Origin of the sequence: Mycobacterium scrofulaceum (assembly GCF_001667885.1) — a bacterium.
Classification (GTDB): domain Bacteria; phylum Actinomycetota; class Actinomycetes; order Mycobacteriales; family Mycobacteriaceae; genus Mycobacterium; species Mycobacterium scrofulaceum_C.
The window spans coordinates 37,481-61,089 of record NZ_LZJW01000019.1 but is presented as its reverse complement, the minus strand read 5'-3'; the positions used below and the strand labels follow the sequence as shown (position 1 = coordinate 61,089).

The window sequence follows — 23,609 nt, the reverse complement described above, 5'->3', positions numbered from 1 at the left end:
CCACTCTGTGATACGCGGTCGCGTCCGGGCACGCCACGGCGGCCCTCCGTTTGACTGGGAGCTTGCGCTTACCAATGGTCACCAACAAGTCATGGCGTGCGCACCGGCGTCGGCGCACGATCAGGTTATGCCCGACACAACGCGTCTGCCGCCGCTGCCACCGCCCAGCCTGGGCACGCAGCAGAAGCGCCTCTACGACGACATGGCCGCGGTGATCGAGCGCAACTTCGACGGACTGGTCGCGCGCCGCAAGGACGGCGCCCTGATCGGCCCCTTCAACGGTTGGCTGCATTTTCCGCAATTCGGAGCGCCGGCCTGGGCATTCAACAAGGCGCTGTGGGAGCAGAGGGTGCTGCCGGACGCCGTCCATCAGCTGGTCATCCTGGTGACCGCCGCCAGGTACGGTGCTCGCTACGAGATCTATGGCCACGAGCACTTCGCCAGGCGGGCAGGCCTGGCCGAGCGCAAGATCGCGACGATCGCCGCGGGCCAACGTCCCCACGACCTCGACGACGACGAGAGCGCCGCGTACGACATGGCGGCCGCGCTGAACCGGGGCGGCCCGCTTCCGGAGACGACGTACCAAGCGGCGCGACATGCGTTCGGTGCTGAGGGTCTCGCCGAGATCGTCTTCCTGGTGGGATGTTTCTCAATGGTCGGCATCACGCTGAACGCGTTCGATGCCTCGGTGCCGGGCAGGGAAGAAGATCTCCTCTAATGCTGTGCCCGTTGGTCTTTCATCGGGAATTGCGATGGCGTCGCTCACTCCATCGATCGGATCATCATCCCGCCGTCGTCCACGGCCTGCGGGGTCGCGTTGTTGTTCTGCCGGAAGTCGATGAATGCCGACCGCTGATTGGACGTGTTCAGCAGCTCGGTGAACGTGCCGAGAACGGGAATGGGGCCGTCCGGTGCCGGCACGTCGGCCGTGTAGTCGATCGAGGCTTGCTGTTGAAAGTTCGCGCTCTGCAGCGGCCGGGTGTCCGGGGCGGTCAGGTTCTTCATGTCGCCCAACCCGGACGATGACACGTACTCGTCCATGTCGGCCTGCAGCACCGCGCCGACATCCGCCGCGCCGGCCGGCTTGACCGCGACCCGCAGCTGCGCGCTGCCGTCGGCGTTGCTGAGCGCCACCCAATCCGGGCCGCGGTGCCCGACCGTCCACCCCGGCGCGGGGACGATCGAGACACCCTCGGCAACGTCGACCGGATCGGCCGCGGCGAGCCGCACCGGCGACGGATGGGCGGTGGGGAAGAGGGCGATTACCGCTGTCACGGCGGTGGCGACCGCCAGGGCGGCGGCGACCCGCCGCGGACGGATTGGCTCGGATGTCGACATGGGCTGGCTCCTGCTCCGGCTCTGGGCGAACGGGGAATTCGCCCGCCGGTTCTAACCATCTCCCCGCACGAGGGCCGTTGTCCAAGACCGCGCCACTATTTGCTGATAGCTCTCCTCTATCGAAACCGGGTTCGGCGGCGGACCGGTGTGTCAACATGTCTGCGGCCCAACCGACCTTCGACCGAGGGGACCAGACGTGGCGAACCCTGACCGTGCCCGCTCCCGCACCTTCGTCGTAACGGGCGCCGCGTCCGGAATCGGCCTGGCGACCGCGAGGCGGCTGCTGGCCGAAGGGGGGACGGTGATCGGCGCCGACCTGGCCGTCGCACCCGATCTGGGGCCCCGGTTCACGTTCGTGACCGCCGACGTCACCGACGAAGCGGCGATCGCCGCGGTGCTGGCCGCCGTGCCCGACCGCCTCGACGGCGTGCTGCACGCCGCCGGGGTCGCCGGGGGAGGCCCGGTGCACCTGCTCGACCGGGCCGAGTGGGACCGGGTGATCGGGATCAACCTCACCGGCACGTTCCTGGTCGCCAAGGCGGCGCTGGCCCGGATGATCGAGCAGCCCCGGGTCGACGGCGAACGGGGTTCGCTGGTGACCGTCGCCAGCGTCGAGGGCCTGGAGGGCACGGCGGGTGGCAGCTCGTACAACGCGGCGAAGGGCGGCGTCGTCCTGCTCACCAAGAACATCGCGCTCGACTACGGACCGAGCGGCATCCGCGCCAACGCCATCTGTCCCGGCTTCATCGAAACGCCGATGGCGCAAAGCGTCTTCGGCCTGCCGGGCATGGAGGGCCCGCTGCAATCGATCACCGAAGAACACGCCCTGCAGCGGTTGGGCCAGCCGGAGGAGGTCGCGGCCATGGCGGCGTTCCTGTTGTCGCCCGACGCTTCCTTCGTCAGCGGCCAGGCCATCGCCGTCGACGGGGGCTACACCGCCGGCCGCGATCACGGTGTCGTCAAACTCTTCGGCTTTCCCGAATAGCGCCTTAAGATTCGCCCATGGTCACACCCGATGAGGCGATCGAGGCGATTCGAGGCACCGGCGGCGCCCAGCCGGGTTGTCGCGCGCTGCACGCCAAAGGCACGCTCTACCGCGGCACGTTCACCGCGACCCCCGACGCCGTCATGCTCTCGCGCGCAAAGCATCTCGACGGCTCGACGGTCCCGGCGCTGATCCGCTTCTCCAACGGCGCGGGCAATCCCAAGCAGCGCGACAACGTGCCGGGGATCCGGGGCATGGCGGTGAAGTTCACCCTGCCCGACGGCTCCACCACCGACGTGTCGACGCAGACCGCCCGGCTGTTCGTCTCGAGCACACCGGACGGGTTCGTCGATCTGCTCAAGGCGATGCGGCCCGGCCTGACCACGCCGCTGCGCATGGCGAAATACTTCCTCACCCACCCACGGCTGCTCGGCGCGCTGCCGGTGGTGCGCGACGCCAACAAGATCCCGGCGAGCTACGCGACCACCGAATACCACGGCCTGCACGCCTTCCGTTGGGTCGCCGCTGACGGCAGCGCCAGATTCGTTCGCTACCACTTGGTTCCGGCCGCCCCGGAGAGCTACCTGTCCGCGTCGGCGGCCCACGGCGAGGGTGCTGACTTCCTCACCGACGAGCTGAATGCGCGCCTGGACAGCGGACCGGTGCGGTTCGAATATCGGGTGCAGATCGCCGGGCCAACCGACTCCACGGTCGACCCGTCCGCGGCATGGCAGAGCGCTCAGATCGCGACGGTCGGCACCATCGAGATCACCGGCCTGGAAACCCAACGCCAACACGGCGGCGACATCGTCGTGTTCGACCCGATGCGGGTGACCGACGGCATCGAACCCTCCGACGATCCGGTCCTGCACTTCCGGACGCTCGCGTATTCGGCGTCGGTCAAGCTGCGCACCGGCGTCGACCGCGGGGCCGAGGCGCCTTCCGCCTGACGCGCCAGGGGCGTCCAGCGGCCGCCCGCGGGCCGAAACCGGCGGCAGGCTAAGGTTTTTCTTCAGTGTCGCCTTCCCACATGCTCTTGATCTGTTTGGCCGGGCTCGGCGCGGGCGCCATCAACGCGCTCGTCGGGTCCGGCACCCTGATCACGTTCCCCACGTTGGTCGCCCTCGGCTTCCCGCCGGTCACCGCCACCATGTCGAACGCGACCGGCCTGGTCGCCGGCAGCGTGTCGGGGACCTGGGGCTACCGCGCGGAATTGCGCGGGCAATGGAACCGCCTGCGCTGGCAGCTGCCCGCCTCGCTGGCCGGCGCGGTGGTGGGTGCCTTCCTGCTGCTGCACCTGCCGGAGAAGGTTTTCGCCGAGGTGGTACCGGTGCTGCTGGTGTTGGCGCTGGTGCTCGTGGTGATCGGCCCGCGGATCCAGGCGTGGACCGGCCGCCGCGCCGAGGTGGCCGGCCGCTCAGCCGAGCACCTCACCCCGGCCCGCATGGTCGTCCTGGTGCTCGGCACGTTCGCCGTCGGCGTCTACGGCGGCTATTTCACCGCCGCCCAGGGCATCCTGCTGGTCGGCCTGATGGGCGCGCTGTTGCCAGAGTCGGTGCAGCGGATGAACGCCGCCAAGAACCTGCTGACTCTGGTGGTGAATGTGGTTGCCGCCCTGGCCTATACGTTGGTGGCGTTCGACCGGATCAGCTGGCCGGCCGCCGGGCTGATCGCGGCGGGCTCGCTGGTCGGCGGACTGATCGGGGCGCGCTACGGGCGGCGGCTCTCGGGCAACGCGCTGCGGGCGACGATCGTGGTGGTCGGTCTGATCGGGCTGTATCGACTTGTGGCCGTGGCGTAGACAGAAGCGCAGGCCGCATCGAGTGTGCGTTCGCGGCTTTGAGTGTGCGCCCAGGGCGGGCCGGCCCGGCGTGTCGCCGCCCTGGACGCACGCGCAAGTGAACAGAGGCGCAGCAACGGGTTTCAGTCCAGCGTGGCGGTGGCCGCCTCGTCGATGACGTCCCTCACCTCGCCGCGCTTGCGCCACGCCCGCAGCTGGCGCATCGCCCCGTTGCCCTGCGCGGCGACGCGGTCGAGTTCGCTTGTCACGCGGTCGTATTCGCCGAGCGATTCCAGCGCCGGCCGGACGCGCTGCACGAGTGCGCCCAGTTGCTCCCGCGCCGGCACGGCTCCGCGGCCGTGGACCAGGTCGAGCGTGCGCCCGGCGAGGCCGTCGTGGCCGGCCTTCCAGTAGGCCGCGCGCAGGGCCGCCGGTGCAAGCCGCCCGGGCGGGTCGTCGTCGAGCGCCGTCATCACCGCGGCCCGGACCAGCGTGGCGAGCAACACCGTCTCGGCGACCGTCGCCGGCACGTCGGCCACCCGCACCTCGATCGTCGGGAAGTTCTCCGACGGGCGCACATCCCAATAGACCATCTTGTGGTCGAGGATGACCTCGCTGTCGATCAGCATCCGCACCGTGCGCTCGTAGTCGTCGGGCGAGGGGAAGAAGGGCGGCGGCCCGGCCACCGGCCAGCGCCGCCACAGGACGCTACGCCAGCTGGCGTAGCCGCTGTCGGCGCTGCGGTAGATCGCCGAATTCGCCGACAGCGCAAGCAACGACGGCAGCCACGGCCGCAGCCAATTGCTGACGTGGATCGCGGCCGCGCGGTCCGGAACCTGCACGTGCACGTGGCATCCGCAGATGCCCTGCTCGTGCGCGACCATCCCGTACTCGGCGCCGATCCGCCGATAGCGCGGGGTGTCGGTGACGGGAAACTCATGCGGCGTGGCCGGCGGAAGCCCGGCCGCGAGCAGCTGTAGCCCCACCGACTCGGCCGCCTGCGCGGCCGCGCGCCGCAACCGGGACAGCTCCTCACCGAGTTCCGAGCCGGTCGCCACCACGCTGGACGTGGTCTCCACCTGGCAGCTGCTCAACTCCAGCTGCAGCTCGACGCCCCGGCGCTTGGCCGCGTCGGCCACCTCGCCGTTTCGCGGAGCCGGTTCGCCGGTTCGCGGGTCGACGAGGAGGAATTCTTCCTCCGCGCCGAAGGTGGGAGGATCGCTCATCCGGCGGGGGCGGACCGATCAGTTCCGGTGCTGGCCCGTTACCAACGCGCCGCGGCCGCCAGCGCGGAGTCGGCGGTCGGGTAGATGGGCAGCAGCGCGGACAGGCCGCACGCGTCGACGATGCGGGTGACGATCGGTTCGCGGCTGACCAGGCGCAGCTCGACGCCGCGGTCCTTGCAGCGCTTCGCCTCGTCGGCCAGCACCGCGAAGGCGCAACAGCCCATGAAGTCCAGGCCGGTGACGTCGACCACCAGGGGGCCGGGCGCGGCGACGATGCCGGCGACTTCGCTGACCAGCTGGCGCCAGGTGTGCTCGTTGCAAGCGTCGATCTCACCGCCCGCGTAGATCAGCACCGCCGGTCCGCTGCGATCTGCCGTCGCGCGCAGCGTGCTGTTCGGATCGCCCAACTCATAGACCAGCTTGGTGCTCAGCATGAGGTGGGTAGTTGTCATAGGTTCTGCAATGGCCGAGCTCATCGTGGCCTCCTAATCGACTCGCGTCTACGACGCTGCGATGGATGCCCGTCCTGCCGTCTGAAGACAGACTCTTCGCGGAGTGCGAATCTCATTTCTATAACAAGACAGGTCTGTCTGTCTACATGTCCTGGCTAAGAGTATGTTGTGCGTTGTTATGACAACTCCCGATGTCGGAACGCCTCCCGCGTCGGCTCGTGAACGCATCTTGACCGCCGCATATGACCTGTTCAGCCGGCGTGGGATCCGTGCTGTCGGCACCGAAGAGGTGATCGAGAAGGCCGGCGTCGCCAAGGCGACGCTGTACCGCCACTTCGCCACCAAAAACGACCTGGTGCTGGCCGTGCTGCGGCGGCGCGAGGAAGTGTGGACCCACGGTTTGATCGAGGAGAAGTCTCGCCAGCGAGGCGAGACGCCCGAGGAGCAGTTGCTCGCGATCTTCGACGTCATGCACGACTGGATCCAGCTGCGCGACGGCTACGAGGGCTGTTCGTTCATCAACGTGCTGCTCGAGCTCGGCCCCGATTCCCCGGCCGGGCAGGCCTGCATCGTCCACATCGACCACGTCCGCGACATCGTGCGTCAGCGCGCCGTCGCCGCGGGCTTGGTCGACGTCGAGGACTTCGCCTCGTCGTGGCACATCCTGATGAAGGGCGCCATCGTGCTGGCCGCCGTGGGCGACACGGACGCGGCGTTGCGGGCCCGCCGGATGGCGGTCGGTCTCATCGAAGAGCACCGGCCGGCGGCGCCGGAGGACCTCGGCGAGGCGGCCAGCTGAGCCGCCGCGGTCAGGCCGCGTCGGCCGCGGTGTTCTCGGCCTTGCGGTAGTGCTCGGCCTCGAGTTCGGCGATGGCCCGGGACGTCCGTTCCCGCAGCGCGAAGGCGGCGATCAGGCCGAAGACGATGGCGATGACGAGTGCGATCCAGGAGAACCGTTCCAGCCAGCGCTCGGCGGCCATCCCGGCGAAATACACCAGCGCGGTGGTGCCGCCGGCCCAGCAGATGGCGCCAGAGACGTTGGCCGCCAGGAAGCGCGGGTAGTGCATCTTCAGGGCGCCGGCCAGCGGCCCGGCGAAAATCCGCAACAGCGCGATGAAGCGGCCGAAGAAGACGGCCCGAACTCCCCAGCGGTTGAACAACTTTTCGGCCAACGCCACGTGTCCGGGACCGAAATGTTTGGGGAACCGCCGGCCCAGCCGGTCGAAGAGTGGCATGCCGAACTTGCGCCCTATCGTGTAACCGATCGAGTCGCCGACCACGGCGCCGATCACCGCGGCGGCTCCGACGCCGATCGGGTTGACGGGCAGGTTGTCGTGCGAGGACATCAGGGCCGCGCTGACCAGGATGATCTCCCCGGGCAGCGGAATTCCCAGGCTCTCCAGCCCGACCACACCGCCCACCACCAGGTAGACCGCGAGCGGTGGGATCGCATGCAGCAAAGCCTCCACGTCCATGCGTCCAGGATGCCTGACCGCCCAGCGATGCGCGCCCTAAACCCTCCGGTTCGCGTCGGCCGGCCTGCTCGGCGTGCTCAGGCTCTCCAGCTGCGGGCGTTTGGGTTCCCGCCCGTCGGCCGAGGACATGCCGCGCAGCCGGCGCCAGATCCAGGGGAAGAAGCTGTCCTGCGTCCAGCGCAGCTGTTCGTACGCGCCGGCACTGAGCGACCGGCGCCTGGCTTCGGGGCTGGCGTGGGCCCAATCATGGTTGCTGCCAGGCAGATTCAAGGCTTCGGCGGCCGCGGCGGCGAACAGCATGTGCCCTTTGGTGGAGGCGTGCACCCGGTCGATGGCCCAGGTGTCCAGCTCCCGCATCGACGGCGCGTTGTACAGGTCGACGAGCCCGAACCCGTAGCGCTCGGCGGCCGCCGTGATCGCCGCGTTGATGCGGGCGAGACGGCCCGAGACCAGCCGTCCGAGCGGCAGGAATTGCGCGACGTTCGGGAAGGTCGTCGTGACCACCGTGGCCCCGGATCTGGCCAGCGCCGCGTAGACGTACTCGAGGTCCACCAGGGCGGGGCCGAACGACCGCCCGGGCTGGATGACGTCGTTCATCCCGGCGCACACGGTGATCAGGTCCGGCTGCATCGCCAGGGCCTGCGGAACCTGCTCGTGCAAAACGTCGGCGATCCGCTTGCCGCGGATCGCCAGGTTGGCGTAGTGCAGCCCCGGATAGAGCGAATCGACCATCACGGCGAGCCGGTCGGCAAACCCGAGAAGACCGACGACGTCGTCGCCGTCCCACAAGCCCTCGGTCTGGCTGTCCCCGATGGCGACGTAACGGCGATATCCGCAAGGCATAGCCCCGTACACGAAGCCGAGAATAATAGCGATCGCCACCCCGGTGTGTGAAGCGCGGCCACCCACGCGCCCGACGAGGGGCACGGTTCGTCGACTAGCGTCGGTGGGCATGGCGATGCCTTTGAAGGGCAATGCAATTCACGCCGGCCGGCGGGGGAACGTCGCGACCGGTGTTTTCGTCACCCTCGCCCTGTTCGTCGCGGGGTTGCTGTGGGCGAAGTGGCTGCCCTACGCGGGCAAAGCCGCCACGGCCCATCGCACCCACCACTGGTCGGGATCGAGCGTTCTCACCGTGGGCGGCGTGCATCCCGGCGATCGCCCGACCTGGCACGCGGCGGCGAGCTTCTTCCACGCCTACGTCGCGTCGATCTGGCCGGCATTGGTGGTTGCGCTGCTGATCAGCGCCTCGGTGCAGGCGCTGATGCCGCGGTCGTGGCTGCCGCGCGCGTTGAACCGCCCAGGCCGGTTGTCCAGCGGGCTGGCCGGTGGGGTCGCCGGGATGCCATCGATGATGTGCACGTGCTGCGCCGCCCCGGTCGCCGTCACCCTGCGGCGCAACGGCGTCACGCCGGCCGCGGCCATCGCCTACTGGCTGGGAAACCCGTTGCTCAACCCGGCTGTGCTCGTCTTCCTGCTCTTCGTCGCCCCCTGGCAATGGAGCCTGACCAGGGTGGTCGTCGGCGCCGCGACGGTGCTCGGCGTCGGGGCCGCGGTGGGACGGCTCTCCCGACCGTCCGGCCCGGATCCGACGGCGCCTAGCGCGATCACGCCTCCGGTCGACGACGAGAGCGCGGGCACGCCGCGCAGGTTCGCGCGGGCACTGCTGTGGTTAGCGCTGTTCTTGTTGCCCGAGTACGCAGTCTTGGTGCTCTTGGTCGGGGCGTTCCGCGGTTACCTGCTCACCTTGGGGCAACCGGCTCACCGTGGGCCGCTGCTGGCCCTGCTGCTCGTCGTGGTCGTCGCGGTCGCCGGCACGCTCATGGTCATCCCGACGGCGGGGGAGATCCCGATCCTGCAAGGTCTGGCCCTGCTGGGCGCGTCGTCGGGGACGATCGGCGCGCTGCTGATCACCCTTCCGGCGGTGAGCGTCCCGGGCGCCGCGATGGTCGCCCGCAGCTTCGGGTGGAAGGCCACCGCCGCCGCGACCGGCATCGTGGTCGGTGCCGGCCTGCTCGGCGCGGCCGTGCTCAGCTTGCTGTGAGTCGCAATCGGCGCGAGTACCTTCACTGTCATGGCGAGAAGAAGCGAGCGGGCCATCGCCGACCCGGCCGCGCCGGCCGCCGATTCGCTTGCGCCGCAGTATCCGATCGAGTCGGTCGACAACGCCCTCAAGCTCCTGCTGCTGTTGGGTGAGCAACCCCAGATCCGGTTGAGCGAGGCCACCCGCTACCTGGGCGTGGCGTCATCGACCGCGCACCGGTTGCTGGCCATGCTGGCCTACCGGGGGTTCGTCCGCCAGGACCCGGTGTCCAAGGCCTACCTGCCCGGCCCCTCCTTGACCGGCGTCGCGTTCGCCATCTTCGGCCGCATCGACATCCAGCGAACGGCCACCCCGGTCATGCGAAGCCTGGGCGAGCAGCTGCGCGAAACGATCCACGTCGGGATGCTGGACGGGGCCAGCGTCCGGTTCATCGCCGCCGTCGAGGGACCGGCCGCGGTCCGGGTGGCGTCGCGGCTGGGCCGCAGCATGCCGGCGCATTGCACCTCGACGGGCAAGGTCATGCTGGCGCAGCTGTCCGAGCCGGAGCTGCGTCAGCTGCTGCCGCGAGAACGGTTGGAACGCATCACTTCATCGTCCATCGGCAGCCGGACCGAATTGGAAGCCGAGCTCGCCGCCGTTCGCGAGCGCGGCTACGCGATCAACCGCGAGGAGAGCGAGGAAGGTGTCGCTTCGGTCGCGGTGCCGATACCCACGCGGGCGCCGGGCCTGCGGCTGGCGCTCAACGCCGCCGCACCCCAGAACCGGCTCGACCCCGCCCGCTATCCGACGGTGGCCGCTGCACTTGTCAAGGCCGCCAAGGAGATTGGCGATCAACTCGGCTGAGGCGGCCTCGACGGTTAGGTCCGGCGCCCCGGTCGCAGAAACACGTCGTCGAGCGTCACCGTGCGCAACCTGCGGGCTCGAATGATGTCCACCAGCTGCCCGTACACGTGGGTGGCCGGGGGATGGTTGAGGTGGCCGATCACGATGTTCTGCGGAAGGAACGACCGGTAGGCCATCCGCACGATCTGATCCGCGGAAACCAGCGCCGAATCACGCAGATCGCCGGACCACAACGTGGTCACCTGGTAGCCCAGGCCGGCGGCGACGGCGCCGACCGCGGCGTTGTGGTGCCCGTACGGGGGCCGGAAGTATGGCGTGGCATCGGCGCCATACGTGTTGCGCAGGAACGCGTCGGTGCGGGTGAGCTCGTCGGCGATCTGCCCCTTCGAGAGCCGAGTCAGGTCGGGATGCGTCCAGGTGTGATTGGCCAGCTGTATCTGCCCGGAGTCGACCAACGGTCGAAGCAGGGCGGCGTTGTCGGTCCACGAGTGGTAGGCGCCGGTGACGAAATACGTGAGCCGCACACCGGTGTCCTTCGCGAATTGCGTGTACAGCCGCACCACATCGGTGTCGGCGCCGTCGTCGACCGTCCATGCCAACAGGTCCCCGTTGCCGGGAAGCTTGTTCAGCACGCCGCCACCGGGCAGCGCGACGCGCGATCGAGGGTCCGGCGGGGGCGCCGACGGCACCAGCCCGGAAACATCGCCCCGCGCCACGCACTCGGCGGCCCCGCCGGTCGTGACGGCCACCGTCGCGGCCAGCGCGGCCAGGAACCGGCGCCGGTCGAGTTCGGCCACGTGCATACTCCTCGGCCGTCGGCCCCCTTCGGGCACCCCAGAATTCGGGTCAGCTAGCAAGCCAGATTAAGGGTGCAGCTACCCGGGTCCCGGCCAGTGCGCCGCGTGTCCGCCGACCGATGCGAACCTGTGACGCAACCTCAGTCAATCGGCAACCCCACATTTGAGTAGTCTTACGGATCCCGCGAGCGGCGCGCTGCCGCAGGCTCTTTGGCATGACCGTTCCCAACAGCATGTCCAAGACCACCGCCGCGTTCTTCGTTCAGGCCGCCGTCGCGTTCGCGATCAGCTTTGTGACCGCCATCGGCGGCATCTACCTGCTTCCGCTCGACGCGTGGCAGCGGGGCTTCCTCGGCATCACCTTCCTGTTCCTGGTGTCGAGCGCGTTCACCCTGGCCAAGGTGATTCGCGACCAGCAGGAAGCCGCGACGGTGCGGGTGCGCCTCGATGAGGCGCGCATCGAAAAGCTGCTGGCCGACTACGACCCGCTCAACGCCGCCGCGAACTGAGTAGTACTACTCAGGCCCGACGCGTAGAACTGCGCGGGCGCAGGCCCCGCACCACCGGCAATGCTTGATTCATCGCACCCGAGATGACACGTCCCGTAGGCAGCGCCGCCCAACTCGTTGTCTCACAATCGCTTTCCCGAAAGGTCCGGTACAACCCCATGGCAGCTCTCAGCAGATTCCCCGACGTCGCCGAGGTGGCGGCGGCCACTCCCGCCGACCGCGACCGCGTCCTGGACGTCATCCGCATCACGTCGCTGATCGGCGTGGTGCTCGGCCACACCGTGATGGCGATCAGCATCATCAAAAGCCACGTCTTGATCTGGGACAACCTGCTGACCACGTCGGTGGTGTTTCAGGCGGCGACGTGGCTCCTGCAGATCATGCCGCTCTTCTTCTTCGCCGGCGCCGCGGCCTGCCTGTCGTCGTGGTCCGCCGGCACGAACTGGGGCGACTGGCTGATGAAACGCTGCACCAGGCTGTTCCGGCCGGTGTTCTACTACCTGGCGTTTTGGGCGGTGGTGCTGACGGTGCTGTATCGGGCTCTGCCGCAACACATCTACGAGCCGGTCGCCGGTGTCAGCACGCAGCTGCTGTGGTTCTTGGGGGCCTACGTGCTGGTGCTGGCCGCCATGCCGGTGCTGTACCGCATCACCACCGCCGGGCGTCTCGCCGCCGCGGTGGCCGGCGTCTACGGGGCCATCGCGGCGATCGACGCGATCCGGCTGCACTGGCCGGCGATGATGCCCCTGGGGTATCTGAACCTGGCCGTCTGGCTCATCCCCGCCATGTTCGGCATCGCCTACCGCCGCAGGCTGCTCACCCGGGGCGCCGCGCTGGCCGTCGCGGCCGTCGCGTTCGCCGTCGACGTCGCGCTGGTGGCCTGGGGTCCGTACCAGATCAGCATGGTCGGCACCGGTGATCACCTGCTGTCCAACACCAGCCCGCCCTCGCTGCTGCTGGCCGGCCACGCAATTGTGCTGAGCGCGTTGGCGATTGCCGCCGCGCCGGCGATCGCGCGCTGGGCCCGGCGACCCCGGGTGTGGTGGTGGACGGCGATCGGTAACTCCGGAGCCATGACGCTGTACTTGTGGCACATGCCCGTGCTGCTGGGCGTGCATCTGGCGTTCGACTACCTCGGTTGCCCGCGGTACCCGGGCGCGCGGGACTTCCTCGCCGTCAGCCTCGCGCAACTGCTCATCGTGATCGTCGCCGTGGCGTTGCTTTTCGTCGCGCTGCGCCCTCTGGAGAACAACCCGCTGTCGGGCTGGGACGGCGCCCCGACGGTGTCGGGGCGCGGGCGGGGAGCGGTCGTCGGCGGCCTGTTGTGCGTCGCGGGCGTGGCGATCCTCGCCGCCATCCGGTGGGGACTGAAGGACGACGGCCTGGTGTGCATGGCCGTGATGGTGACCGCGTTGGTCGGCGCCCGCGTGGCGCCGCCGCGGCCGGCGAAGCGCCCCACGCCGGCACTCAGTTAGCCCGACGATTCGATGGCCCGCGGCGCAGTCGGTCGGCTGCGCCGCGGGTCACGGTTCGTTGTCGAGGCCGTGCTCGATGGCGTAGCGCGCCAACTCCACCCGATTGGCGACCTGGAGTTTGCGGAACGTCGCCTGCACGTGATTTTCGACCGTGCGGTGGCTCAGCGAAAGCTTCTGGGCGATCTGCTTGGCGGACAGGCCCTTCGCCACGTAGCGCAACACCTCGGTTTCGCGTTCGGTGAGGCTGGGCCGAGCGGGGCCATCGTCCTTGCTCTGGGCCATGCGGCGGTATTCGCCCAGCACCAACCCGGCCAGACTCGGGGTGAACACGGCGCGGCCCTCGGCGGTCGCCGTCACGGCTTGCGTCAGTTCCGATTTGGATGCGCTCTTGACCAGATAGCCGATCGCGCCGGCCTTGACGGCTTCCAACACGTCGTCGCGCTCGTCGGACGCCGAGAGCACCAGCACCCGAGACGTGGGGGAGACCGCGAGCACTCCCGCGGTCGCCTGTGCGCCGTCGCCGTCGGGCAGCTGCATGTCCATCACCACCACGTCGGGCTTGACCACGGCAGCGCGGCGCCGCGCCGCGGCAACGCTGTCGGCGGTGGCGACCACGGTGAACCCGTCGTCGGCCAGGTCGCGGGCGACCGCGTCGCGCCAGATGGGATGGTCGTCGACGACCATTACGGTCGTGGGGGTCTGATCGGTCATGGCGCGCCCCCTGCGCGTGGCACGCACAACTCCCACTCGGCGCCCTCTCCCGGTTCGCTCCGCAGCTGCGCGCTGCCGCCCAGCGACATCAACCGCCCGACGATCGATTGCGAGATGCCCAGGCGCCCCTGGCCGGCCGCTTCCTCGAGCCGGCCGGCGGCGATGCCCACCCCGTCGTCGCGGATGCTCACCACGACGGAGTCGCCGAGGTCTTCGACGAGCACGAACGCGTGCGCCTCGGGTCCGGCGTGTGCGTCCACGTTGTCCAGGGCGTTGCCCACCGCGGCGTCGAGCTCGATGCCCACCCGGCGGCCCAGGGGCACCGGTGTGGCGGGCAGGCTCAGCGACACTCGGTCGGATTCCCGGCAGCGCAGCAGGGTGCGCAGGTCGACGGTGGCGCCGTCGGTGTCGCGGTCGATGTCCGCGCTGGCCAGCCATCGCCGCAGCGCGCGTTCCTGCTCGCTGGCCAGGTCGGCGAGTTCCGCTGTGGCGCCCCCGATTTCGTGACCTTTCTTGGCCACCAGCGCCAGCACCTGGATGGCTCCGTCATGGACCTGGCGGGACAGGCGTTCCCGTTCCTGCACCGCGGCCGTCAATCGGGCCGCCTCCTGAAGTTCCTCGTGGGCGCGGCGCGCGGTTTGGGCGGCCATGCCGATCGCCATGCCGATCGCCAGCTCGATGATGGCGGTGGCGTTATGCCCCAGGTTGAGGGCGAAGTAGTTCTTGACCGTGAAATTGGTGGCCATCACCACCAGGCCGGTGAGCATGCCGCCGGCGGGGCCGAATTGGATGGCCGCCGAAATCGTGGGGTTGCTGGCCCACAGCGTCGTCGGCCACGTCTGATTGTCGGCCGCCCAGTGCGGGGTGGTGACGAGGGCGTTCGACGACATGAGCAGCACGACGATCACGATCTCGGCGAGCACCCATGCCGGTCTGCGGCCGAACCCGCGCAGGTAGGCCACCGCGCACGCCGCGCTCCAGCCGATGAGCACCGCGAACAGCACCCAGCCCAGCGCGGGCCGGCGCAGATCCGGATTGATGGCGATTTGGAACCCGGTGGCGTAGACGCAGCTCAGCAGCCGGAACACTTGCGCCGCACGCCATAACGGCGTGGTGGGATCAAGGCTGTTTTTCGCCATCGTGATCAGCATAAATGCGGGGCGTCGGGGCGGTCGGGAAGATCGGCGCGGCGGCCGTCAGTCAGCCGGTAATCGAGCCACTTCGTGACGCCAGGCGGCCCGCGCGGTGAATGACGGCCCCAGGTCGGGCAGGTCGTCCCAGTCCGCGTCGTCGATATCGCGCAGGGTGCCGCCTGCGGCTTTCACCCGCAACGACATTCGGGCCAGCGCGTCGAGGCTGATCGCCTGCAGCACCGCCTCCGGCACCGTCGCGGCGGCGCTGGTGATCCCGTGCCCGCGGCAGATCACCACCGGCCGGCCGCGCATGGCGGCCACCATCTCCTTGCCCAGTTCCTTCGTGCGGATCAGCACGGCGCGTTCGTAGACGGGCACACCGCCGCGCGCCAGCCACGCACCGGGAATGTCGAAGGCCCCGTAGATCGGTCGGATCGCGATGCCGGCCAGGTCGGCGGCGACCACGGCGGGCGGGTGCAGATGCGCGACGGCGCGGTGCCGCGAATCGGCCAGCATGGTTTCCACGTGGATCGGCAGTTCGTTGGGCACGCGGTAACCGTCGAGTTCGCCGTCGGCGCCGGCGCCGCCGTCGAAGGTGATCAGCCGGATGTCGCTGGGCCGGGTGAACGCCACGCCGGTGTCGCCGTCGCTGCGGCAGCGGATGAGCAGGCGCTCGTCGTCCACCCGCAGGCTCAGGTGGCCGAGGATTCCGTCGACCAGGCCGCGGGCCGCGGCCACCCGGCAGCCCTCCGCCACCAGCGCGCGTTGCTCGTCGAGGGAGGTCATCGCGGCGCGCCCAGCCCGAATCCGCCGTCGGGGCGGATGGTTTCGCCGGTGATCCCGCGGGCACGGTCGGAGGCCAGGAACACGAAGCTCCACGCGTGGTCCTCCCCGGACAGGGCGACGTTGAGCGGTGTGCGCGCGGCCATCTCCTGCGCCCGGTTCGGGGTGTCGTCCAGGCGGACGCCGTCCAGGCCCAGGCTGGCGAGCCCACGCAGGTCGGTGCCCAGCGTGCCGCCCGGCGCCACGCCGTTGACCCGGACCTGTGGCGCCAGTTCGTGGGCCAGGGCCGCGACCAGGCCCCGGACCGCGAACTTCGACGACACGTACAGCGCGCCGCCCCGCCCGGGATAGAACGACGACGCCGACTCGGTCAGGACGATCGAGGGTCCCGCCCCGGCCCGCAGCCGGGGAAGCGCGGCCTTGACCGACTGCAGGTGGCTCAGCACGTTGGTGCGAAAGATCTCGTCGAACGCGTCGGGAAGGGCATCGGCGTCGATGTCGGCGATCCCCTGGTAGAAGTCGAAGATCCCCACGCAGTTGACCAGCGTGTCCAGACCACCGTAGGTGTCCACCGCGGCGTCGACCGCTCGTTCGTTCGCGTCGCGGGTGGTCGCGTCGCCCTCGACAACCGGGACACCCGGCAACTGCTGGCGCAGGGCCGCGCACTTCCGCCGATCACGTTCCAGCGCCGCAACTTTCGCGCTCTCCGCGCGGAACGCGTCGAGCACGGCCCGGCCGATGCCCGATCCGGCGCCCACGACCAGAGCGCGCTTGCCCTCAAGCCAGCCGGCCATCGCCCTCCTCGGCCTCGTCGGGCAGCAGCGGTGCGTGGGAATTGCCGACCATCGCGGCCAGGGTGCGACCGTTCTGCCAAGTCAGGGCCTCGACCTCGAGCGCGTCCAGGGTGATCCATTGCCCGGACCGCGGCGCGCTGATCAACAGCCTCGAGCCGTTTCGGGTGTCGACCCTGCGCACCACCACTTCGGTGAATTCGTTTGCCACCGAGAGGGGTTCGCCGACCGTGCCGTCCAGGAGCCGCTGCAGTTCGTCATTCACAGGAACACCGCCAGATTCTGCATCCGTAACACCGACTCGTCGGCGATGATATTGCGCCGGGCCAGCTTCCAGCGATCGCCACACCAGCGCAACAGGTCCTCGCGGCCGCACGACAGCAAGGCGCTTTCGTTGACGTCGCCCCGGCTGCGGAACAGCAGCTCGGCCGATTCGACCACCAGGTGCGCCGGGTCGTCGGCCTCGAACGTGCGCACGTTGGTGATGAAATGACGCAGCCGCGACGGCGGATCCTCGGCCCAGGCGTGCTCGGTGCCCATCCGCGCGACGCGCTGGCTCAGCGAGTATTTGTCCTCGTCGAAGTGCGCCATCCCCGGGGAGGTGTCGGAGCCCGCGCCGCGCGCGGTGGTCACCCGCACCGGCATCAGGTAGCGGACGTCGTCGGTCAGCGTCTCGAGCCACGTTTCGTACTGCTGGGCGTCCAGCAGGTAGGCCTCCTCCACCAGGAACTGATGCGCCTGCAGGTGCCGGACGTCATGAAAGGGCAAGGGCGGCAACGGCTTTGTCATGGATCGGCCCCTTGCAGGTAGTCGGCCCACAAGCTCAGCAGCGCGCGCTGGTTGTACTCGTTGTAGCCGACCTGCGCGCGCCCCGGCCCGTGGAACGCCTCGGCGGTCAGCGGCTCGACGACGGGGCTGCCGTCGGACAGCAGGCCCATCCGGCTGTTCAGCAGCAGCCGACGAGCCATCGAACCGCCGGCGGTGGTGGTCAGCGATACCCAGTTCTCCACGTCGTCCTGTTCGAACATGCCGGTCGAACCGAAACACATCAGATACGCCTTGTACGAATCCTGTTTGTACTGCGCGGGAGCCGCGGAGTCCACCGCGAACCAGGAACAGACCTCGGTTTCGTTCTCGCTGATCGGCTGCCACAGCCGGATCGAGATGAAGGGCAGCGTCTCATCGTGGTGGCCGTCGCGCACCTTGGGCCAGTTGTGCACGAAGCTCAGGTTCGGGAAACAGGTGGCGGCCGAGATCATGAACCCGTCCTCGCCGACCATCCGCTGCTGCCGCGACGTCCACACGCCTTTGATCCGGCCGATCATCTCGTCGGGATAGCCGACGTAGCGCATCCGCTCCTCGAAACCGCCCGGCGGCAGTTTGTAGGTGGTGCCGCCGCCCCGCTGCGCCCAGTAGGTGGCGCCGTCCTTGCGCTTCTGCGCTTTCGGCTCGCGGAACAGGCCGATGTCGACGATCGACGCATGGGTGTGGGGCGTGTGGTACATGTCGCCGGCGAAGTTCTCGGCACCGATCTTCCAGTTCGCCTTGATGCGCCAGCGTTGAGGACCCCGCACCTCCACGCCACCGGCGCTCTGCTTGGTGTAGAAGTCCAGATAGAACGCGAAGTCGCCGAGGAAGTCCTCGAGCGGTTCGGCGTTCGGGTCCAGGCTGATGAACAGCAGGCCGTTGTAACTGGCGAAGTTCGGTGCGGGGAGCAAGCTTTGGGACTTCCTGGCGAACCCGTCCTCGCCGCCGTACGCCTCGCGGTGGAACGGCAGCCCGGTCAGCTGTCCGTCGTTGCGATACGTCCAGCCGTGATACGGGCAGCGGAAATTGGAGGCGTTGCCCATCTCCGCGCGGCACACCTGCATGCCGCGGTGCAGGCACATATTGAACAGCGCACGCACTTCGCCGGTTGAGTCGCGAGTGATGATGAAGGAGTCGTCGAGGACCCGGCGCACCACGTAGTCGCCGTCCTGCGGAATCTCGGACTCGTGCGCCACGAACGTCCACGCCCGTCCGAACAGCCGCTCTTTCTCCAGCGCGAACACCTCGGCGTCGTTGTAGATGTGCGCCGGGACCATCCCGTCGCGGACGCTGGCGAACACGCGGTCGAGGGCGTCGCGGGCGTCGCGATGGACTGTCACGGTAACCCCGCCTCCCGCCTCGACGTGTCTGGCCAACAGAGGACCTTTCCGCTGTCAAGAATCGCCCATCCACCCGCCGTCGGTCAATCAGGCGCGCACGCCTCGCTCACCGGGCCCGATCCGCGGTCAGGGGTTTACAAGAATGCTTTGTGGTAACTCACAGGCGGCGAACAATCACGAGCCCAGAACCCCGGGATACGGTGGTCACGTCAGCCCGCTCCGCATGTGAGCGTGCGGTAATCAACGGGTAAACGGTTCGATTTTGCGTGCGTTGCCTTCCCGTGGCGACGTATCTGAGGAAGGACTGGTGCGATGGCCGCTCGGTCACTGGATGGTCGATTGCAGAAACTCGGATCGCGGGTGGTGGCGGCCATCGGGCGGCAAGAGTGGCTGGACCGCCCAAGCTATCGGTTCGAACACCTGCTGAGCTTCGCCTTCAACGGCCTGGGCGGCGCCCGCAACACCGTCACCAACGCGTTGCACGGGGTGTGGCTCGGCCACCCGGTTCACCCGCCGCTGGCGTCGCTGACGAGCGGCGCGCTGGGTACCACCGTTGCGCTGGACGCGCTGAGCCTGCTGCCGGGCCAGCCCGCCACCGAAGTCCGCGACGCGTCGAAGTTCGCCTCCCGCGCGCTCGGGGTGGGCATCCTGGCCAGCGTCGGATCGGCCGTCACCGGTGTCACCGATTGGCAGCACACCCACGAATCCGATCGCCGGGTCGGTGCCGTGCACGGCCTGGTGAACCTGGTGGCCACCGGGCTGTACGCGCGGTCCTGGTGGGATCGCAGGCGGGGGCGGCACGGTCGCGGGATCGCCCTCACCGCACTGGGTTACGGCATCACCGTCGCGGGCAGCTACCTCGGCGGGGCGTTGGTGTTCGAGTCCGGCATCGGCATCGACCAGTCGGGCGCGCGGCTGCGCAAAGCGGAGTGGACGCCGGTGCTGCCGGCGAGTTCGCTGAACGGAAAGCCGGTGCGTGTCGAGGTCGACGGGGTGGGCCTGGTGGTGTGCCAGACCAAGCCCGGGGAGGTTGCGGCGTTCGGCGAATTGTGCCCGCACCTGGCGGCCCCGATGGCCGATGGCTGGATCGACCGGGGCCGACTCGTATGCCCTTGGCACGGTTCATGGTTCGCGGCGGAGTCGGGTGACGTCCTGCGTGGCCCGGCGGCGGCCCCGCTGCCGTGCTATCAGGCGAGGCTGGTCAACGGAATGGTCGAAGTTCGGGGTGAACCCGGGCCCGGGCTCGGCGCAGCCGTGGCAATCGGAGAGGGGAACGCGCAGTGAACGCCTACGACGTGCTGAAAGAACACCACATCGTCATCAAGGGCCTCGGCCGCAAGGTCAGCGAGGCGCCGGTGAACAGCGAAGAGCGGCATGCCCTTTTCGACGACATGCTGATCGAGCTCGACATCCACTTCCGCATCGAGGACGACCTGTACTACCCGGCCCTCAAGGACGCCACCAAGCTGATCGCCGTCGCCCACGCCGAGCACCGCCAGGTGGTCGATCAGCTCTCGGTGCTGCTGCGAACCCCGCAGAGCGCGCCGGGCTACGAGGAGGAATGGAACTCCTTCAAGACGGTGCTGGAGGCCCACGCCGACGAGGAGGAACGCGACATGATCCCGGCGCCTCCCGAGGTCAAGATCACCGACGCCGAGCTCGAGGAGCTGGGCAACAAGATGGCCGCGAAAATGGAGCAATACCGTGGATCCGCGCTCTACAAGATGCGCACCAAGGGGCGGGCGGCGCTGGTGCGCTCGCTGTAACTCCGGCGCCGCCGCCGATTTGCGCGGTGCACCGGGCCACGGAGAGTAGCGTCACGGCTCATGAAGCCCGAGTGTCTCGCGTCTCAGGGTGACATCACGGCCGAGATCGCCGCCATCGCAGCCGAATACCGCGGGCCCGAAAACCAGCCCCGCCTCGACTACCCGCCCTACCGCGGCACCGCGCTGCGGCATCCCGACCACGCGTTGGTCCCGATCGATCCCGAGGGGATCGAACGCTGGGCGCCATGCTTCGGCCACCAGGACGTCGACCCGCTCGACGCCGACCTGACGGCGGGCCATGCCGGTGAGCCCCTCGGTGAGCGCGTCATCGTGGCCGGGCGCGTAATCGACGGGTCCGGCAAACCGGTTGCGGGCCAGCTGATCGAGATCTGGCAGGCCAACGCGGGCGGCCGCTACCGGCATCAGCGCGACCAGCACCCGGCCCCGATCGACCCGAACTTCACCGGCGCCGGCCGGTGTCTGACCGGACCGGATGGGTCCTACCGCTTCCTGACCATCAAGCCGGGGCCGTATCCGTGGCGCAATCACCACAATGCCTGGCGCCCCGCGCACATCCACTTCTCGGTGTTCGGGACCGCGTTCCCGCAGCGCCTGGTCACTCAGATGTACTTCCCGGGCGACCCGATGTTCGACCTGGACCCGATCTTTCAGTCGGTCCTCGACCCCGCCGCGCGGCGACGGCTGATCGCCCGCTACGACCACGACCTCACCGAACCGGAATACGCGACCGGGTATCGGTGGGACATCGTGCTGACGGGCGGCGGCCGCACTCCTGTCGAGGGCGACGATGACTGAATGTGCTTGCACCCCAGGGCAAACAGTGGGCCCCTTCCTTGACCTCGGGTTGCCGTATCCGGGTGGCGACGCGCTGGTAGGTGAGCGTCATCCACACGCGGTCCGGCTGCGCGGGGCGGTGTACGACGGTGCGGGTGAAGCCGTGCCCGACGCCTTGGTCGAGCTGTGGCAGCCCGACGGCGCCGGTCGCATTCCGCGCCAGGCGGGTTCGTTGCGCCGCCGCCACGATGGCGACGCACCGTTCACGGGCTGGGGCCGGTGCGCGACCGACGCCGCCGGCCGTTACGCCTTCACCACCCTGGCGCCCGGGCCCACCGAGCCCGGCCGGCCGCCCTTCTTCGCCCTCACCGTGTTCGCGCGGGGCCTGCTGGACCGGTTGTTCACCCGCGCCTACCTACCCGACGGCAACGTCGGCGCCGATCCGCTGCTCGTCGCACTGGCCGCCGAACGCCGCGCCACCCTGCTGTGCGTCCGCGAAAGCGATTGCGCGGACTACCGTTTCGACATCCACCTGCAGGGTCCGCGCGAGACCGTGTTCCTGGCGTACCGGGACGGCGGGAGATGACCAACCTGTTGTGGCCCGGCGACCACCGCGCCCGCGACCACATGACGGATCGGGCCCTGCTGGGATCGATGGCCGCGGTGGAAGCCGCCTGGCTGGACGCCCTCGTCGCCGCGGGCCTGGCCCCACCCGCGTGCGCCGGGGCCGACCTGCCGATGCTGTTGACCGCCAACGATGGTGAATCCCTGGCGGCCGGCGCCGAGGACGGCGGCAACCCGGTCATCGGCCTCGTCGGCCTGCTGCGGCGGCGCGCCGCGCCGGAGGTCGCGCCGTGGATTCATCGGGGACTCACCAGCCAGGACGTCCTGGACACCGCCCTGATGCTCGGCGTGCGGGAGGTCGTGGGGGAGCTCGCGGCGCAGTTGAGGGGTCAGGTCGCGACGCTGACCGAACTCGCCACGCTGCACCGGGTGACGCCCATGGTGGCGCGCACCCTCACCCAGCCCGCGGCGCCCACCACGTTCGGGGCGAAGGCCGCCGGCTGGCTGAACGGTGTCGTCGATGCCTTCGAGAGGCTGTCCGCGGTGGCCACCCCCGTCCAGATCGGCGGGGCCGCCGGGACACTGGCGGCCAGCACGGAGCTGGCGGCGCTCACCGGCTCCGCGGACCCCGCCGCCGTCTCCGCTCGCCTAGCACACAGCGCCGCAACGGCTTTGGGGTTGACCATCCGGTTGCCGTGGCACACGGCGCGTGCGCCGGTCACCGCGGCCGCCGACGCGTTCGTCGGCTGCACCGACGCCTGGGGGCGGATCGCCTCGGACGTCGTCACCCTGGCCCGCCCGGAAATCGGCGAACTGAGCGAACCCGGCGGCGAGCACCGCGGAGGCTCCTCGTCGATGCCGCACAAGCGAAACCCCGTGCTGTCAGTCCTGATCCGCCGGGCCGCTCTGTCCGCGCCGCCGTTGGCGTCGACCCTGCACACCGCGGCGGCGCTGGCCAACGACGAGCGGCCCGACGGCGCGTGGCACGCCGAATGGGACACGCTGCGCACGCTGGCCCGGCGCGCCGTCGTCGCCGGCTCACAATGCGGCGAACTGCTGGCCGGGCTGACCGTGCACGCCGACCGGATGTCCGAAAACCTCGACAAGGCGGAGGTTTTCGGGGAACAAGAGTCGATCGCCGAGCTGGCGGGGCGACCGCCGTCGCCCACCTACTTCGGCGCGGTGGAGCGGCTGATCGACGAGAGCCTGGACCGAGCCCGGCGGGCGCTCGGTCAGCGCTGATAGATGCTGGCCAGCCAAATGTGCAGCAGGGTGTCGACCGCTCGGTCCTCGGGCATCGCCTCGTCCTCGGCGGTGAACGTCGCGGCCATCACCCGTTCGCTCAACATGTTGAGCGCAAGCGACAGCTGCTCGGCCGGGATGGTGTCGGGGGCGGCGCCCCGTCCGCGCTCCGCCTTGATAGCGGCCGTGGTCAGCCCGATCCACCTCTGCATGAGCGTGGACCACAACTGCCGCACCTCGGGGTTGGTCGCCTTCGCCGAGGCGCCCGCCACGGCGACCGCCGGGTGAGATCCCGACACCTCGAAGAACGCCTCGATGCGCGCCCGCCACAGCTCCGCCGGGTCACCGGACGAGATGCCCCCGAGCGACCGGAGGGCCGCCTGCGCCTTGGCGTTCATCTGGTCCAGCAGCGACAGCAACACCGCGTTCTTCGATCGGAAATAAAAGTAGAAGGTGGGACGCGAAATCCCGGCACCCTTTGCTAGGTCGTCCACCGAGAAATCCGCGAGCGGGCGTTCCTGCAGGAGGCGTTCCGCGGTGGCCAGTATCGCCTGCTCACGATCGTCACCCGAGTGGGGCGACGACCGGCGGCCACGCGAGGCATGCAGGTACTTGGTCTGTGTCGGGAGGTTGGACACGCCCGCTACTGTTGGGCACCCCGATATACGCGAACGAAACTATTGATTAAGCCCAGCAATAATGTCGATTAAGTTCGACGCTTTCTTCGCGGACACCCACGCATTTGCTGGCCCT

Annotated in this window: 28 protein-coding genes; 14 read left to right on the top strand and 14 right to left on the bottom strand. The window is 69.3% G+C overall.

What is annotated here, in order from left to right; all coding sequences use genetic code 11:
• The first annotated feature begins 127 nt into the window (after window positions 1-127).
• A complete protein-coding gene (locus tag A5681_RS01960) occupies window positions 128-718 on the top strand; it encodes a carboxymuconolactone decarboxylase family protein (RefSeq protein ID WP_067268903.1) in 591 nt (196 codons plus the stop codon).
• A 44-nt stretch (window positions 719-762) separates the two neighbouring features.
• On the opposite strand, the gene A5681_RS01955 is transcribed toward A5681_RS01960, so the two are convergent.
• Complete coding sequence (locus A5681_RS01955) at window positions 763-1,338, bottom strand: hypothetical protein (protein WP_067268902.1); 576 nt, start codon at window positions 1,336-1,338, stop codon at window positions 763-765.
• Between the two features lie 196 nt (window positions 1,339-1,534).
• On the opposite strand from A5681_RS01955, the gene A5681_RS01950 reads away from it, so the two are divergent.
• The 3 genes from A5681_RS01950 to A5681_RS01940 all read left to right on the top strand — a co-directional run bounded on the left by A5681_RS01950 (window position 1,535) and on the right by A5681_RS01940 (window position 4,124).
• Window positions 1,535-2,323: an SDR family NAD(P)-dependent oxidoreductase gene (locus tag A5681_RS01950; RefSeq protein ID WP_067268901.1), complete on the top strand. Its 789-nt coding sequence runs from the start codon at window positions 1,535-1,537 to the stop codon at window positions 2,321-2,323.
• Window positions 2,324-2,340: 17 nt separating this feature from the next.
• Entirely contained in the window at window positions 2,341-3,273 is a 933-nt protein-coding gene (locus A5681_RS01945) for a catalase family peroxidase (protein WP_067268900.1), read from the top strand.
• A gap of 65 nt (window positions 3,274-3,338) precedes the next feature.
• Window positions 3,339-4,124, top strand: coding sequence for a sulfite exporter TauE/SafE family protein (locus tag A5681_RS01940; protein WP_067268899.1), 786 nt, complete (start codon window positions 3,339-3,341; stop codon window positions 4,122-4,124).
• 122 nt (window positions 4,125-4,246) lie between these two features.
• Here the strand turns inward: A5681_RS01940 and A5681_RS01935 are convergent, their stop codons facing one another.
• Both A5681_RS01935 and A5681_RS01930 read right to left on the bottom strand, forming a co-directional pair.
• Complete coding sequence (locus A5681_RS01935; protein ID WP_067268898.1) at window positions 4,247-5,329, bottom strand: glutamate--cysteine ligase; 1,083 nt, start codon at window positions 5,327-5,329, stop codon at window positions 4,247-4,249.
• A gap of 38 nt (window positions 5,330-5,367) precedes the next feature.
• The gene (locus tag A5681_RS01930; RefSeq protein WP_067268897.1) at window positions 5,368-5,805 is read right to left on the bottom strand and encodes an anti-sigma factor antagonist; all 438 of its coding nucleotides are present in this window, start codon (window positions 5,803-5,805) and stop codon (window positions 5,368-5,370) included.
• Between the two features lie 154 nt (window positions 5,806-5,959).
• On the opposite strand from A5681_RS01930, the gene A5681_RS01925 reads away from it, so the two are divergent.
• Window positions 5,960-6,580, top strand: a complete 621-nt coding sequence (locus A5681_RS01925) for a TetR/AcrR family transcriptional regulator (protein WP_067268896.1) — start codon at window positions 5,960-5,962, stop codon at window positions 6,578-6,580.
• Between the two features lie 10 nt (window positions 6,581-6,590).
• Here the strand turns inward: A5681_RS01925 and A5681_RS01920 are convergent, their stop codons facing one another.
• Both A5681_RS01920 and A5681_RS01915 read right to left on the bottom strand, forming a co-directional pair.
• The gene (locus A5681_RS01920; RefSeq protein WP_067268895.1) at window positions 6,591-7,256 is read right to left on the bottom strand and encodes a DedA family protein; all 666 of its coding nucleotides are present in this window, start codon (window positions 7,254-7,256) and stop codon (window positions 6,591-6,593) included.
• Window positions 7,257-7,292: 36 nt separating this feature from the next.
• Window positions 7,293-8,099: an SGNH/GDSL hydrolase family protein gene (locus A5681_RS01915; protein WP_067268894.1), complete on the bottom strand. Its 807-nt coding sequence runs from the start codon at window positions 8,097-8,099 to the stop codon at window positions 7,293-7,295.
• Between the two features lie 109 nt (window positions 8,100-8,208).
• Between A5681_RS01915 and A5681_RS01910 the strand changes: the two genes are divergently transcribed.
• Window positions 8,209-9,300 (top strand): permease, encoded by a 1,092-nt coding sequence (locus A5681_RS01910; protein WP_067268893.1) that lies wholly within the window; start codon window positions 8,209-8,211, stop codon window positions 9,298-9,300.
• Window positions 9,301-9,330: 30 nt separating this feature from the next.
• A complete protein-coding gene (locus tag A5681_RS01905) occupies window positions 9,331-10,143 on the top strand; it encodes an IclR family transcriptional regulator (protein WP_067268892.1) in 813 nt (270 codons plus the stop codon).
• 14 nt (window positions 10,144-10,157) lie between these two features.
• Here the strand turns inward: A5681_RS01905 and A5681_RS01900 are convergent, their stop codons facing one another.
• Window positions 10,158-10,946, bottom strand: a complete 789-nt coding sequence (locus A5681_RS01900; RefSeq protein WP_067268891.1) for a polysaccharide deacetylase family protein — start codon at window positions 10,944-10,946, stop codon at window positions 10,158-10,160.
• Between the two features lie 209 nt (window positions 10,947-11,155).
• Between A5681_RS01900 and A5681_RS01895 the strand changes: the two genes are divergently transcribed.
• On the top strand, window positions 11,156-11,449 hold the full coding sequence (locus A5681_RS01895; RefSeq protein WP_067268890.1) for a YiaA/YiaB family inner membrane protein: 294 nt from the start codon (window positions 11,156-11,158) through the stop codon (window positions 11,447-11,449).
• A 158-nt stretch (window positions 11,450-11,607) separates the two neighbouring features.
• Window positions 11,608-12,924 carry an acyltransferase family protein gene (locus tag A5681_RS01890; protein ID WP_067268889.1) on the top strand — a complete coding sequence of 439 codons (1,317 nt, stop codon included), beginning with the start codon at window positions 11,608-11,610 and terminating at the stop codon, window positions 12,922-12,924.
• Between the two features lie 48 nt (window positions 12,925-12,972).
• On the opposite strand, the gene A5681_RS01885 is transcribed toward A5681_RS01890, so the two are convergent.
• From A5681_RS01885 to A5681_RS01855, 7 genes are read right to left on the bottom strand one after another with little or no spacing between them, the layout of a single operon-like run.
• Window positions 12,973-13,635: a response regulator gene (locus A5681_RS01885; protein ID WP_067268888.1), complete on the bottom strand. Its 663-nt coding sequence runs from the start codon at window positions 13,633-13,635 to the stop codon at window positions 12,973-12,975.
• Entirely contained in the window at window positions 13,632-14,786 is a 1,155-nt protein-coding gene (macS, locus tag A5681_RS01880) for a MacS family sensor histidine kinase (protein ID WP_067268887.1), read from the bottom strand. Before macS ends, A5681_RS01885 begins: the two co-directional genes overlap by 4 nt.
• 45 nt (window positions 14,787-14,831) lie before the next feature.
• Entirely contained in the window at window positions 14,832-15,554 is a 723-nt protein-coding gene (locus tag A5681_RS01875) for a class II aldolase/adducin family protein (RefSeq protein ID WP_067268886.1), read from the bottom strand.
• The gene (hcaB, locus tag A5681_RS01870; protein WP_067268885.1) at window positions 15,551-16,345 is read right to left on the bottom strand and encodes a 3-(cis-5,6-dihydroxycyclohexa-1,3-dien-1-yl)propanoate dehydrogenase; all 795 of its coding nucleotides are present in this window, start codon (window positions 16,343-16,345) and stop codon (window positions 15,551-15,553) included. The genes A5681_RS01875 and hcaB overlap by 4 nt, the downstream gene beginning before the upstream one ends.
• The gene (locus A5681_RS01865) at window positions 16,329-16,607 is read right to left on the bottom strand and encodes a dihydrodiol dehydrogenase (RefSeq protein ID WP_067268884.1); all 279 of its coding nucleotides are present in this window, start codon (window positions 16,605-16,607) and stop codon (window positions 16,329-16,331) included. Before A5681_RS01865 ends, hcaB begins: the two co-directional genes overlap by 17 nt.
• A complete protein-coding gene (locus A5681_RS01860) occupies window positions 16,604-17,131 on the bottom strand; it encodes a 3-phenylpropionate/cinnamic acid dioxygenase subunit beta (RefSeq protein ID WP_067268883.1) in 528 nt (175 codons plus the stop codon). The genes A5681_RS01865 and A5681_RS01860 overlap by 4 nt, the downstream gene beginning before the upstream one ends.
• Window positions 17,128-18,426 carry a Rieske 2Fe-2S domain-containing protein gene (locus tag A5681_RS01855; RefSeq protein ID WP_067269133.1) on the bottom strand — a complete coding sequence of 433 codons (1,299 nt, stop codon included), beginning with the start codon at window positions 18,424-18,426 and terminating at the stop codon, window positions 17,128-17,130. Before A5681_RS01855 ends, A5681_RS01860 begins: the two co-directional genes overlap by 4 nt.
• A gap of 375 nt (window positions 18,427-18,801) precedes the next feature.
• Here A5681_RS01855 and A5681_RS01850 point away from each other — a divergent pair, with 375 nt between their 5' ends.
• From A5681_RS01850 to A5681_RS01830, 5 genes are read left to right on the top strand one after another with little or no spacing between them, the layout of a single operon-like run.
• Window positions 18,802-19,773, top strand: coding sequence for a Rieske 2Fe-2S domain-containing protein (locus A5681_RS01850; RefSeq protein WP_067268882.1), 972 nt, complete (start codon window positions 18,802-18,804; stop codon window positions 19,771-19,773).
• Window positions 19,770-20,255, top strand: a complete 486-nt coding sequence (locus A5681_RS01845; RefSeq protein ID WP_067268881.1) for a hemerythrin domain-containing protein — start codon at window positions 19,770-19,772, stop codon at window positions 20,253-20,255. Before A5681_RS01850 ends, A5681_RS01845 begins: the two co-directional genes overlap by 4 nt.
• Window positions 20,256-20,315: 60 nt before the next feature.
• Window positions 20,316-21,071, top strand: a complete 756-nt coding sequence (gene pcaH / locus A5681_RS01840; protein ID WP_067268880.1) for a protocatechuate 3,4-dioxygenase subunit beta — start codon at window positions 20,316-20,318, stop codon at window positions 21,069-21,071.
• Window positions 21,064-21,636, top strand: coding sequence for a protocatechuate 3,4-dioxygenase subunit alpha (gene pcaG, locus A5681_RS01835; protein WP_067268879.1), 573 nt, complete (start codon window positions 21,064-21,066; stop codon window positions 21,634-21,636). Before pcaH ends, pcaG begins: the two co-directional genes overlap by 8 nt.
• Entirely contained in the window at window positions 21,633-22,856 is a 1,224-nt protein-coding gene (locus A5681_RS01830) for a lyase family protein (RefSeq protein ID WP_067268878.1), read from the top strand. Before pcaG ends, A5681_RS01830 begins: the two co-directional genes overlap by 4 nt.
• Here A5681_RS01830 and A5681_RS01825 read toward each other — a convergent pair.
• Window positions 22,847-23,494, bottom strand: a complete 648-nt coding sequence (locus A5681_RS01825; RefSeq protein WP_067268877.1) for a TetR/AcrR family transcriptional regulator — start codon at window positions 23,492-23,494, stop codon at window positions 22,847-22,849. The two genes, A5681_RS01830 and A5681_RS01825, sit on opposite strands and share 10 nt — an antisense overlap.
• Between the last annotated feature and the right edge of the window lie 115 nt (window positions 23,495-23,609).